Below are 11,425 nucleotides of genomic sequence, written 5' to 3' on the forward strand. Positions count from 1 at the left end.
GTTGTCGTCGGTTGCCGACTCCCCCACGCTCGGCTGCGCTCGCGCGGGGGGACCCCCATCGCGTCGACGCCCTCCTCCGCCTTGCAGCTGCACGCACCAGACCCCGCTCACCGGCATCAACCAGCACCGTCAGTTTCCTGCGGCCTGATCCAAACGACAGGCCCTACGCCGGCAGGCTCCCGTCGTCCGGCGCCGGCTCCAGGTCGAACTCCCCGTCCCGCGCGCCGAGCACGAACGCCCGCCACTCCGCCTCCGTGTACCGCAGCACGGTGTCCGGGTCGAGCGAGGACCGCATCGCCACCGCTCCGCCAGGCAGGTAGGCGATCTCGACCCGCTCCTCGTGCTCCTCGGTCCCCGGCGCGCTCTGCCACTCCACACCGGAGATGTCGAGGGCGTACAGCTCGTCCCTCTCCCGCTCCTTGCGTGCCTTGGTCTCCTCTGCCGTCTCCGCCATGCCGCAGCGACCCCTTCCCGACGTACGTGCCAACGATCCGACGGCTCACCCTAGTGGCGCCCATCCCCCCGGCCACGGGCTTCTCGTACCTGGGCGAAGGCGCCCACCGGTGGCTGGTACCCTGAGTGACGGCCGTTTGTGTACGCACCCCCGGAGCCCCGCTCTGGAGGCCGCGCCCAGCGGATCCCCGCCTCCCGAGTAACGGAAGCTCCCCCGAGACACAGACCGGGGGCACTCGGTGGCCATTCACAGACTACGAGGAGTACGCGTGCCGCTCGACGCCGCTACGAAGAAGCAGATCATCACCGAGTTCGGCCAGAAGGAGGGCGACACCGGCTCCCCCGAGGTCCAGGTCGCGATGCTCTCGCGCCGTATCTCGGACCTGACCGAGCACCTCAAGACCCACAAGCACGACCACCACTCCCGTCGTGGTCTGCTCATCCTGGTCGGTCAGCGCCGCCGGCTGCTGCAGTACCTCGCCAAGAAGGACATCCAGCGCTTCCGTGCGCTGGTCGACCGCCTCGGCATCCGCCGCGGTGCGGCGGGCGCCAAGTAAGTCGCCGTGAGGGGAGCGGTTCCCGAAGGTCGGGGGACCGCTCCCTTTTGCTGTACAAGGATTCCTGCCGTGCGGAGTGTCACCGGCACTTTGTAGTGTGGTAGGCACAACGCAATACGTACGACACAGCGTGATGGCCCGTGCCCGTAGAGGCAGGGCGGTAGCGCACACGAGGAGAAGCGCGCCTCGCCGCCGCCGGTCCTCGGTAGTGGCCCCCGGGGGAAGTGAGCCCGGGTGCTTCGATCGAAGACCGGCCCGCACCAGACGGAGCGCTTCTCCGCAACCGTCCCCCTGCCATACGGGCAGTGCGGGACAAAAGACGACAAGTAACGGAGAAAACGCTAGTGGAGAACGAGACCCACTACGCCGAGGCCGTCATCGACAACGGCTCCTTCGGCACCCGCACCATCCGCTTCGAGACGGGCCGCCTGGCCAAGCAGGCCGCCGGTTCCGCCGTGGCGTACCTGGACGACGACACCATGGTGCTGTCGGCCACCAGTGCCTCCAAGAACCCCAAGGACCAACTCGACTTCTTCCCCCTCACGGTGGATGTCGAGGAGCGGATGTACGCCGCCGGCAAGATCCCCGGCAGCTTCTTCCGCCGTGAGGGCCGTCCCTCCGAGGACGCCGTCCTCACCTGCCGCCTGATCGACCGCCCGCTGCGCCCGTCCTTCAAGAAGGGCCTGCGCAACGAGATCCAGGTCGTCGCCACGATCATGGCGCTCAACCCCGACCACCTGTACGACGTCGTGGCGATCAACGCCGCGTCCGCGTCCACGCAGCTGGCCGGTCTGCCCTTCTCCGGCCCGATCGGCGGCGTCCGCGTCGCGCTGATCAACGGCCAGTGGGTCGCGTTCCCGACGCACACCGAGCTCGAGGACGCCGTCTTCGACATGGTCGTCGCGGGCCGCACCCTGGAGGACGGCGACGTCGCGATCATGATGGTCGAGGCCGAGGCCACCGAGAAGACCATCCAGCTGGTCAAGGGCGGCGCCGAGGCGCCGACCGAGGATGTCGTCGCCTCCGGTCTGGACGCCGCGAAGCCCTTCATCAAGGTGCTCTGCAAGGCCCAGGCCGACCTCGCCGCGAAGGCCGCCAAGCCGACCGGTGAGTTCCCGGTCTTCCTCGACTACCAGGACGACGTCCTGGAGGCGCTGACCGCCGCCGTCCGCCCGGAGCTCGCCTCCGCGCTGACCATCGCGGGCAAGCAGGAGCGCGAGGCCGAGCTGGACCGCGTCAAGGGTCTGGCCGCCGAGAAGCTCCTGCCGGAGTTCGAGGGCCGCGAGAAGGAGATCTCCGCCGCGTACCGCGCGCTGACCAAGTCCCTGGTCCGTGAGCGCGTCATCAAGGAGAAGACCCGCATCGACGGCCGCGGGCTGACGGACATCCGTACGCTCGCCGCCGAGGTCGAGGCCATCCCGCGGGTGCACGGTTCGGCGCTGTTCGAGCGTGGCGAGACCCAGATCCTGGGCGTCACCACCCTGAACATGCTCCGCATGGAGCAGCAGCTGGACACCCTCTCCCCGGTGACCCGCAAGCGCTACATGCACAACTACAACTTCCCGCCGTACTCCGTCGGCGAGACCGGCCGCGTCGGCTCCCCCAAGCGCCGCGAGATCGGCCACGGCGCCCTCGCCGAGCGCGCCATCGTGCCGGTCCTGCCGACGCGCGAGGAGTTCCCCTACGCGATCCGTCAGGTGTCCGAGGCCCTCGGTTCCAACGGCTCGACGTCCATGGGCTCGGTCTGCGCCTCCACCATGTCGCTGCTGAACGCCGGTGTGCCGCTCAAGGCCCCCGTCGCCGGTATCGCCATGGGCCTGATCTCCCAGGAGATCAACGGCGAGACCCACTACGTCGCTCTCACCGACATCCTCGGTGCGGAGGACGCCTTCGGCGACATGGACTTCAAGGTCGCCGGCACCAAGGAGTTCGTGACCGCCCTCCAGCTCGACACCAAGCTGGACGGCATCCCGGCCTCCGTCCTGGCCGCGGCCCTCAAGCAGGCCCGTGACGCCCGCCTCCACATCCTCGACGTGATGATGGAAGCGATCGACACGCCGGACGAGATGTCCCCCAACGCCCCGCGGATCATCACCGTCAAGATCCCCGTGGACAAGATCGGTGAGGTCATCGGCCCGAAGGGCAAGATGATCAACCAGATCCAGGAGGACACCGGCGCCGACATCACGATCGAGGACGACGGCACCATCTACATCGGTGCCGCCCAGGGCTCGCAGGCCGAGGCCGCCCGCGCCACGATCAACGGCATCGCCAACCCGACCATGCCGGAGGTCGGCGAGCGCTACCTGGGCACGGTCGTGAAGACGACCACCTTCGGCGCGTTCGTGTCCCTGCTCCCGGGCAAGGACGGCCTGCTGCACATCTCGCAGATCCGCAAGCTCGCCGGCGGCAAGCGCGTGGAGAACGTCGAGGACGTGGTCGGCGTGGGCTCCAAGGTCCAGGTCGAGATCGCCGAGATCGACTCCCGCGGCAAGCTGTCCCTGATCCCGGTCATCGAGGGTGAGGGCGACGACGAGAAGAAGGACGCCGCGACCGACGGTGGCTCCGCTGCGGGCGACAAGTGACATCGAGTAACCCCAAGGCGACGGCCCGCACCTCCTCGGAGGCGCGGGCCGTCGCCCGTACCCAAACCCTGATCAAGGGGACAAGCGGCATCGGCACCGTCCGCAAGACCACCCTCCCGGGCGGTCTGCGCATCGTCACCGAGACCCTGCCCTCCGTCCGCTCGGCGACCTTCGGGATCTGGGCCCACGTCGGCTCCCGTGACGAGACGCCGGCCCTGAACGGCGCCACCCACTACCTGGAGCACCTGCTCTTCAAGGGCACCTCCCGGCGCAGCGCCCTGGACATCTCCTCCGCCATCGACGCCGTCGGCGGCGAGATGAACGCGTTCACGGCGAAGGAGTACACGTGCTACTACGCACGCGTGCTCGACACCGACCTGCCGCTGGCCATCGACGTCGTCTGCGACATGCTGACCGGCTCACTGATCGTCGAGGAGGACGTCAACGTCGAGCGCGGCGCCATCCTCGAAGAGATCGCCATGACCGAGGACGACCCGGGCGACTGCGTGCACGACCTGTTCGCGCACACCATGTTCGGCGACAACCCCCTCGGCCGCCCGGTCCTCGGCACCGTCGACACCGTCAACGCCCTCACCGCCGACCGCATCCGCCGCTTCTACAAGAAGCACTACGACCCGACCCACCTCGTGGTCGCGTGCGCCGGCAACGTCGACCACAACACGGTCGTACGACAGGTCCGTGCCGCCTTCGACAAGGCGGGCGCCCTCAAGAACCCGGCCGCCACCCCCATCGCGCCCCGGGACGGCCGCCGCGCCCTGCGCACCGCGGGACGCGTCGAACTGGTCGGCCGCAAGACCGAGCAGGCCCACGTGATCCTCGGCATGCCGGGCCTGGCCCGCACGGACGAGCGCCGCTGGGCGCTGGGGGTGCTCAACACGGCCCTCGGCGGCGGCATGTCGTCCCGCCTCTTCCAGGAGGTCCGCGAGAAGCGCGGCCTGGCCTACAGCGTGTACTCGTACACCTCCGGCTTCGCCGACTGCGGCCTGTTCGGGGTGTACGCGGGCTGCCGCCCGAGCCAGGTGCACGACGTGCTGAAGATCTGCCGCGACGAACTCGACCACGTCGCCGAGCACGGCCTCTCGGACGACGAGATCGGCCGAGCCATCGGGCAGCTCCAGGGCTCCACCGTCCTGGGCCTGGAGGACACCGGAGCGCTGATGAACCGTATCGGCAAGGGCGAACTGTGCTGGGGCGAGCAGATGTCGGTCGACGACCTGCTGGCCAACATAGCGTCGGTCACCCCGGACGACGTCCGCTCGGTCGCCCGCGAGATCCTGGGACGACGACCCTCGCTGTCGGTCATCGGCCCGCTGAAGGACAAGCAGGCGTCCCGTCTGCACGAGGCCGTCGCCTGATCACCTCCACTCTCCGAACTCCGACCCTCCGGAAACCCGGTAAGGAAGCAAGAAGATGAGCAAGCTGCGCGTGGCGGTCCTCGGTGCCAAGGGCCGGATCGGTTCCGAGGCGGTACGGGCGGTCGAGGCCGCCGAGGACATGGAGCTGGTCGCCGCCCTCGGCCGGGGCGACCAGCTGGAGACGCTCACCGAGAGCGGCGCCCAGGTCGCGGTGGAGTTGACCACGCCGGCCTCGGTCATGGACAACCTCGACTTCTGCGTCCGGCACGGCATCCACGCGGTCGTCGGTACGACGGGCTGGACCGACGAGCGCCTGGCGAAGCTGAACGGCTGGCTCGCCCAGTCCCCGGAGACGGGCGTGCTGATCGCGCCGAACTTCTCCATCGGGGCGGTCCTGACCATGAAGTTCGCGCAGATCGCCGCGCCGTACTTCGAGTCCGTCGAGGTCGTCGAGCTCCACCATCCGAACAAGGTCGACGCCCCGTCCGGCACCGCCACGCGCACCGCACAGCTCATCGCCGAGGCCCGCCGCAAGGCCGGCTCCGCCCCGGCGCCGGACGCCACGGTCACGGCCCTGGACGGGGCGCGCGGCGCGGACGTCGACGGTGTCCCGGTGCACGCGATCCGCCTGCGCGGCCTGCTGGCCCACCAGGAGGTCCTGTTGGGCGCCGAGGGCGAGACACTGACCGTCCGCCACGACTCGCTGCACCACAGCAGCTTCATGCCGGGCATCCTGCTGGGCGCCCGCCGTGTGGTGACCAGCCCGGGCCTCACCTTCGGCCTGGAAAACTTCCTGGACCTGAACTGAGCCCCTGAAGCCATGCGCGCGAAGCTCTCCTACGCCGTCACGGCCGCCGTCCTGGTCTTCTACTTCGTCCTGGTCGGCAGCCGCGGCGTCATGCTCATCCAGTCCGGCACGCTCCTCACCGTGACCTTCGGGGTCGCGGTGCTGATCCTGCCGGTCATCGGTCTGTGGTTCCTGTGGAAGAACACCCAGTTCGTCCGCAAGGCCAACCAGCTCGCCGCCGAACTCGACAGTGAGGGCGGTCTGCCCGTCGACGAGCTCAAGCGCACCCCCGGCGGCCGCATCGACCGTGACGCGGCCGACGAGGTCTTCGCGCGGCGCAAGGCCGAGACGGAGGCGGCCCCCGAGGACTGGCGCAGCTGGTTCCGCCTGGCCATCGCCTACCACGACGCCCGCGACACCCCCCGCGCCCGCAAGGCGATGCAGCGGGCGATCGCCCTGCACGAGGGCAGGCCGGTCCAGGCCTGACCCGGCACGTCGAAAGGGCCGGTCCGCGATACGCGCGGACCGGCCCTTTCGTGTTGTCAGGAGGGCATCGGGACGGTCAGCTCCTGCGGTGCTCGTCCGCCCAGGCCTCCACGGCGTCAGCCGCCCGGTCGAAGGCGCCGTGGCGCGCCAGGAAGTCCGCGTTGTGGGTGGTCAGCAACACCGGACTGTCCGCCGGCCCACGATCCCGCTGTACGAGGGTCAGCGCCTGCCCCTGAACGGTGCGGGGCAACCCGAGCCAGCGCACCGGCTGCTGCACCGTCCGCACGGCGACGACCCGCTCCCAGCGCACCGTGCGCGTGAAGAGGAAGCCCACCTGCCGCAGGCCCCGGGCGCTCACCCACACACCCATCCGCAGCAGCCGCAGCGCACCGGCGATGATGAGCACCGCGATGCCGAGGACCACTCCGGCCTCGGGCACCGAGCCGGCCAGGGCGATGATGACCGCCGCGAACAGCACGTACGAGGCGAGCAGCAACGACATCGCGGCGACGCCCACGCGCCATGGGCCGGGGCGGTACGGGCGCCGCCAGCGGTCGCGGTCGTCGAACGGCAGGGCGAAGTCCTCCGCCGCCTCGAACGTGCGGTCGGCCGTCAGGAAGGGCAGGGGCACGACGGGTCCTCACTCGATCCAAGCTTGGGCTGTGCCCGGTGAGATTATCGACCTGCGTACCCACTCACCACCTCAGGGGGCCGGATGGGGTCAGCCCGGCTCAGTGCCCCTCGGACGCCTGGGACTGCTGCGTCTGCGCGGGCGCCTGGTTCTGCGACACCGCCGGCATCCCTATGACCAGGGAGCCTCCGAGTCCGGCGACGATGGTGAGGCCCAGAAGCCAGCGTCCTGCCATCTGGCCCAGGGACGCCCGCGCACGGGGCGGGGGTGTGACATTGCTGCGGAACTTGTCGGCTTCAGCGAGGAAGGCGAACGGTACGGGTTCGCGCCGACGGAACATCGGGCTCGCTTCTCCCTTCAGGGGTCGAATGAATCACTGCTGTTGATACAGACGAGCGGGTGCCACGAATGGTGCCCTCATGCACCGAATTCACAGAAGTTGTCGTGGACCGGCACTGAACGACCCGATGTCAGTGCCGGGCCGTAGAGTGGGCGCCGCCCGAAGAAGTGATGGAAGGACCCGCCGAGCCGTGACCGACACCCCAGCCGACGACCCCAAGCCCAGCTTCCGGAGCGACGTCACCGTCGAGCTGGTCAAGCACACCGCGTCCGACGCCGACGTGCTCTTCGCCGCCCGTGTCTCGACCGCGGGAGAGCAGTCCCTGGACGAGCTGGGCAAGGACCCGGAGCGCTCCAAGGGCCTGATCAACTACCTGATGCGGGACCGGCACGGCAGCCCCTTCGAGCACAACTCGATGACCTTCCTCATCAGCGCCCCGATCTTCGTCTTCCGCGAGTTCATGCGGCACCGCGTGGGATGGTCGTACAACGAGGAATCCGGTCGCTACCGGGAGCTCCAGCCCGTCTTCTACGTGCCCGACGCGTCCCGCAAGCTCGTCCAGCAGGGTCGCCCCGGCAAGTACGTCTTCGTCGAGGGCAGCGAGGCCCAGCAGGAGCTGGTCACCCGCACCATGGAGAACTCCTACCGGGAGGCGTACGAGGCCTACCAGGAGATGCTCGCCGCCGGTGTCGCCCGCGAGGTCGCCCGCGCGGTCCTCCCGGTCGGCCTGTTCTCCTCGATGTACGCCACCTGCAACGCCCGCTCGCTGATGCACTTCCTCGGGCTGCGGACCCAGCACGAACTGGCCAAGGTCCCGTCCTTCCCGCAGCGGGAGATCGAGATGGTCGGCGAGAAGATGGAGGCGGAGTGGGCGAAGCTGATGCCGCTGACGTACGCCGCCTTCAATGCGAACGGCCGGGTGGCGCCGTAACGCACCCGCGTCCTGCGCCCCGGGCACAGATGTGCGGGCCAGCCTCGCGAAGTGTCCGTATTGCGGCATTTGGAGAAGTGCATCTAGCCTGATCGAACGGACCCGGCACTGCTTGAACCCCCGAGCAGGCAGTGCCGGGCTCCGCATTTGTCACCACTTGTCGCCCGCCCCGAGGGCAGACCCCACCTTGAGCAACGAGTAGCGTGTTACCCATGGCTCCGACCTCCACTCCGCAGACCCCCTTCGGGCGGGTCCTCACCGCCATGGTCACGCCCTTCACGGCGGACGGCGCACTCGACCTCGACGGCGCTCAGCGGCTCGCCACCCACCTGGTGGACGCAGGCAACGACGGCCTGATCATCAACGGCACCACCGGTGAGTCACCCACCACCAGCAACGCGGAGAAATCGGACCTGGTACGGGCCGTCCTGGAGGCCGTCGGCGACCGCGCGCACATCGTCGCCGGCGTCGGCACCAACGACACCCGCCACAGCATCGAGCTCGCCCGGATGGCCGAGCAGGTGGGCGCACACGGCCTCCTGCTCGTCACGCCGTACTACAACAAGCCCCCTCAGGAGGGCCTGTTCCGCCACTTCACGGCCATCACCGACGCCGCCGAGCTGCCGGTCATGCTGTACGACATCCCGGGCCGCAGCGGTGTCCCCATCAACACCGAGACACTGGTCCGCCTCGCCGAGCACCCGCGGATCGTCGCCAACAAGGACGCCAAGGGCGACCTCGGCCGTGCCAGCTGGGCCATCGCCCGATCGGGACTCGCCTGGTACTCCGGCGACGACATGCTGAACCTGCCGCTGCTCTCCGTGGGCGCGGTCGGCTTCGTGTCGGTCGTGGGCCACGTGGTCACCCCGGAACTGCGCGCCCTGGTCGACGCGTACATGGCCGGCGACGTCCAGAAGGCCACCGAGATCCACCAGAAACTGCTCCCGGTCTACACGGGCATGTTCCGCACCCAGGGCGTCATGACGACGAAGGCCGCGCTCGCCCTGCAGGGCCTGCCCGCCGGACCGCTGCGCGCCCCCATGGTCGAGCTCACGCCCGAAGAGATCGAGCAGCTCAAGATCGATCTTGCTGCGGGCGGGGTACAGCTCTAGCACCAGACTTCGCGCGTCCGCTCGCGCGACCAGACTTCACAACTGAATAAGCAGGCCACCGGTGCCTGCGTCCACAACGACAACTGCTTCTGCACGAACGTCATGCGCGCCACGTGCCCACCGGTACGTGGCGTGTGTGGTGAGGAGAGTCTTTTGAGTCATCCGCATCCTGAACTCGGCCCGCCCCCGCCGCTCCCCGCGAGCGGCCTGCGAGTCACCCCACTCGGCGGTCTCGGCGAGATCGGCCGAAACATGACGGTCTTCGAGTACGGCGGCCGCCTGTTGATCGTCGACTGCGGAGTGCTCTTCCCCGAGGAGGAGCAGCCTGGAATCGACCTGATCCTGCCGGACTTCTCGTCCATCCGGGACCGCCTCGACGACATCGAGGGCATCGTCCTCACGCATGGCCACGAGGACCACATCGGTGCCGTCCCCTATCTCCTCCGGGAGAAGCCGGACATCCCGCTGATCGGCTCCAAGCTGACCCTCGCTTTCATCGAGGCCAAGCTCCAGGAGCACCGGATCCGCCCGTACACCCTCGAGGTGGCGGAGGGGCACCGCGAGCGCATCGGCCCCTTCGACTGCGAGTTCGTCGCCGTCAACCACTCGATCCCGGACGCCCTCGCCGTCGCCATCCGCACGCCGGCGGGCATGGTTGTCCACACGGGCGACTTCAAGATGGACCAGCTCCCACTGGACGGCCGTCTCACGGACCTGCACGCGTTCGCGCGTCTGAGCGAGGAAGGCATCGACCTCCTTCTCTCCGACTCCACGAACGCCGAGGTCCCCGGTTTTGTGGCGCCCGAGCGGGACATCTCCAACGTCCTGCGCACGGTCTTCGCGAACGCCCGCAAGCGGATCATCGTGGCGAGCTTCGCCAGCCACATCCACCGCATCCAGCAGATCCTGGACGCCGCGCACGAGTACGGCCGCCGGGTCGCCTTCGTGGGCCGCTCGATGGTCCGCAACATGGGCATCGCGCGGGACCTGGGCTACCTGAAGGTCCCTCCGGGCCTGGTGGTCGACGTCAAGACGCTCGACGACCTCCCGGACCACGAGATCGTCCTGGTCTGCACGGGCTCCCAGGGCGAACCGATGGCGGCCCTGTCGCGCATGGCCAACCGGGACCACCAGATTCGCATCGTCCCCGGCGACACCGTGATCCTGGCGTCGTCACTGATCCCCGGCAACGAGAACGCGGTCTACCGCGTGATCAACGGTCTGACCCGCTGGGGCGCCAACGTCGTCCACAAGGGCAATGCCAAGGTCCACGTCTCGGGCCACGCGTCGGCCGGTGAGCTGCTGTACTTCTACAACATCTGCCGGCCGAAGAACCTGATGCCGGTCCACGGCGAATGGCGCCACCTGCGTGCCAACGCCGAGTTGGGCGCCCTGACCGGCGTCCCGCACGACCGGATCGTCATCGCCGAGGACGGTGTGGTCGTCGACCTCGTCGAAGGCAAGGCGAAGATCTCCGGCAAGGTCCAGGCGGGCTATGTCTACGTCGACGGCCTCTCCGTCGGCGACGTGGGCGAACCGGCCCTGAAGGACCGCAAGATCCTCGGTGACGAGGGCATCATCTCGGTCTTCATGGTCATCGACTCGTCGACCGGGAAGATCACGGGCGGCCCGCATGTCCAGGCGCGCGGTTCGGGCATCGACGACGCGGCCTTCGCCGACGTGATCCCGAGGATCACGGAGGTCCTTGAGCGCTCGGCCCAGGACGGTGTCGTCGAGCCCCATCAGCTCCAGCAGCTGGTGCGGCGGACCTTGGGCAAGTGGGTCTCGGACACGTACCGACGCAGGCCGATGATCCTCCCTGTCGTGGTGGAGGTCTGACGGCCCGTCGGACCCTCGTCTGCGTGAACCCGGAGCGGGGCGCCTCGATTTGCATCGGGGCGCCCCGCTCCAGTAGGTTTACGGCTCCGCCCGAGGGGGAACCCGGCAGCTTCATGAGCCGCAACCAGTCTCCTGAGGGGACGGGAATTCCGACTCAGAACTTCTGATAAAGTCGGAGTCGCCGGAAAGGGAAACGCGGAAGCGGAAACCTGGAAAGCGCCGAGGAAATCGGGTCGAGAAAAAGATCTGATAGAGTCGGAAACGCAAGACCGAAGGGAAGCGCCCGGAGGAAAGCCACGAGAGAGTCTCTCGGGTGAGTACAAAGGAA

General features: G+C 68.7%; 11 protein-coding genes. 8 read left to right on the forward strand and 3 right to left on the reverse strand.

The genetic code is table 11. The features are described 5' to 3' along the window. Nucleotides 1-163: 163 nt before the first annotated feature. Nucleotides 164-454: a DUF397 domain-containing protein gene (locus tag ABZ027_RS42340; protein ID WP_356778304.1), complete on the reverse strand. Its 291-nt coding sequence runs from the start codon at nt 452-454 to the stop codon at nt 164-166. A 268-nt stretch (nt 455-722) separates the two neighbouring features. Here ABZ027_RS42340 and rpsO point away from each other — a divergent pair, with 268 nt between their 5' ends. The 5 genes from rpsO to ABZ027_RS42365 all read left to right on the forward strand — a co-directional run bounded on the left by rpsO (nt 723) and on the right by ABZ027_RS42365 (nt 6,244). Further along, nucleotides 723-1,010: a 30S ribosomal protein S15 gene (rpsO, locus tag ABZ027_RS42345; RefSeq protein ID WP_003993372.1), complete on the forward strand. Its 288-nt coding sequence runs from the start codon at nt 723-725 to the stop codon at nt 1,008-1,010. Nucleotides 1,011-1,354: 344 nt separating this feature from the next. Beyond that, nucleotides 1,355-3,595 carry a polyribonucleotide nucleotidyltransferase gene (locus tag ABZ027_RS42350; protein ID WP_356778306.1) on the forward strand — a complete coding sequence of 747 codons (2,241 nt, stop codon included), beginning with the start codon at nt 1,355-1,357 and terminating at the stop codon, nt 3,593-3,595. Further along, entirely contained in the window at nt 3,592-4,971 is a 1,380-nt protein-coding gene (locus tag ABZ027_RS42355; RefSeq protein WP_356778308.1) for a pitrilysin family protein, read from the forward strand. Before ABZ027_RS42350 ends, ABZ027_RS42355 begins: the two co-directional genes overlap by 4 nt. A gap of 55 nt (nt 4,972-5,026) precedes the next feature. Beyond that, on the forward strand, nt 5,027-5,779 hold the full coding sequence (gene dapB, locus ABZ027_RS42360; protein WP_356778310.1) for a 4-hydroxy-tetrahydrodipicolinate reductase: 753 nt from the start codon (nt 5,027-5,029) through the stop codon (nt 5,777-5,779). A gap of 12 nt (nt 5,780-5,791) precedes the next feature. Further along, complete coding sequence (locus tag ABZ027_RS42365; RefSeq protein WP_356778312.1) at nt 5,792-6,244, forward strand: hypothetical protein; 453 nt, start codon at nt 5,792-5,794, stop codon at nt 6,242-6,244. A gap of 76 nt (nt 6,245-6,320) precedes the next feature. Here the strand turns inward: ABZ027_RS42365 and ABZ027_RS42370 are convergent, their stop codons facing one another. Further along, nucleotides 6,321-6,875 carry a hypothetical protein gene (locus ABZ027_RS42370; RefSeq protein WP_356778314.1) on the reverse strand — a complete coding sequence of 185 codons (555 nt, stop codon included), beginning with the start codon at nt 6,873-6,875 and terminating at the stop codon, nt 6,321-6,323. A gap of 100 nt (nt 6,876-6,975) precedes the next feature. Then, nucleotides 6,976-7,215 carry a hypothetical protein gene (locus ABZ027_RS42375; RefSeq protein WP_356778316.1) on the reverse strand — a complete coding sequence of 80 codons (240 nt, stop codon included), beginning with the start codon at nt 7,213-7,215 and terminating at the stop codon, nt 6,976-6,978. Between the two features lie 190 nt (nt 7,216-7,405). Between ABZ027_RS42375 and thyX the strand changes: the two genes are divergently transcribed. The 3 genes from thyX (at nt 7,406) to ABZ027_RS42390 (ending at nt 11,097) form a co-directional block, all read left to right on the forward strand. After that, nucleotides 7,406-8,146: an FAD-dependent thymidylate synthase gene (thyX, locus tag ABZ027_RS42380; RefSeq protein ID WP_356778318.1), complete on the forward strand. Its 741-nt coding sequence runs from the start codon at nt 7,406-7,408 to the stop codon at nt 8,144-8,146. 212 nt (nt 8,147-8,358) lie between these two features. Beyond that, entirely contained in the window at nt 8,359-9,258 is a 900-nt protein-coding gene (gene dapA / locus ABZ027_RS42385; RefSeq protein ID WP_356778320.1) for a 4-hydroxy-tetrahydrodipicolinate synthase, read from the forward strand. Between the two features lie 153 nt (nt 9,259-9,411). After that, complete coding sequence (locus ABZ027_RS42390; protein ID WP_356778321.1) at nt 9,412-11,097, forward strand: ribonuclease J; 1,686 nt, start codon at nt 9,412-9,414, stop codon at nt 11,095-11,097. Nucleotides 11,098-11,425: the final 328 nt, after the last annotated feature.

It is taken from the genome of Streptomyces sp. NPDC006332, from assembly GCF_040612855.1.
Classification (GTDB): domain Bacteria; phylum Actinomycetota; class Actinomycetes; order Streptomycetales; family Streptomycetaceae; genus Streptomyces.

Coding starts and splice junctions, on each gene's coding strand:
- dapA (WP_356778320.1), top strand. CDS start 8,359: ATGGCTCCGACCTCCACTCCGCAGACCCCCTTCGGGCGGGTCCTCACC.
- ABZ027_RS42340 (WP_356778304.1), bottom strand. CDS start 454: ATGGCGGAGACGGCAGAGGAGACCAAGGCACGCAAGGAGCGGGAGAGG.
- dapB (WP_356778310.1), top strand. CDS start 5,027: ATGAGCAAGCTGCGCGTGGCGGTCCTCGGTGCCAAGGGCCGGATCGGT.
- ABZ027_RS42365 (WP_356778312.1), top strand. CDS start 5,792: ATGCGCGCGAAGCTCTCCTACGCCGTCACGGCCGCCGTCCTGGTCTTC.
- ABZ027_RS42375 (WP_356778316.1), bottom strand. CDS start 7,215: ATGTTCCGTCGGCGCGAACCCGTACCGTTCGCCTTCCTCGCTGAAGCC.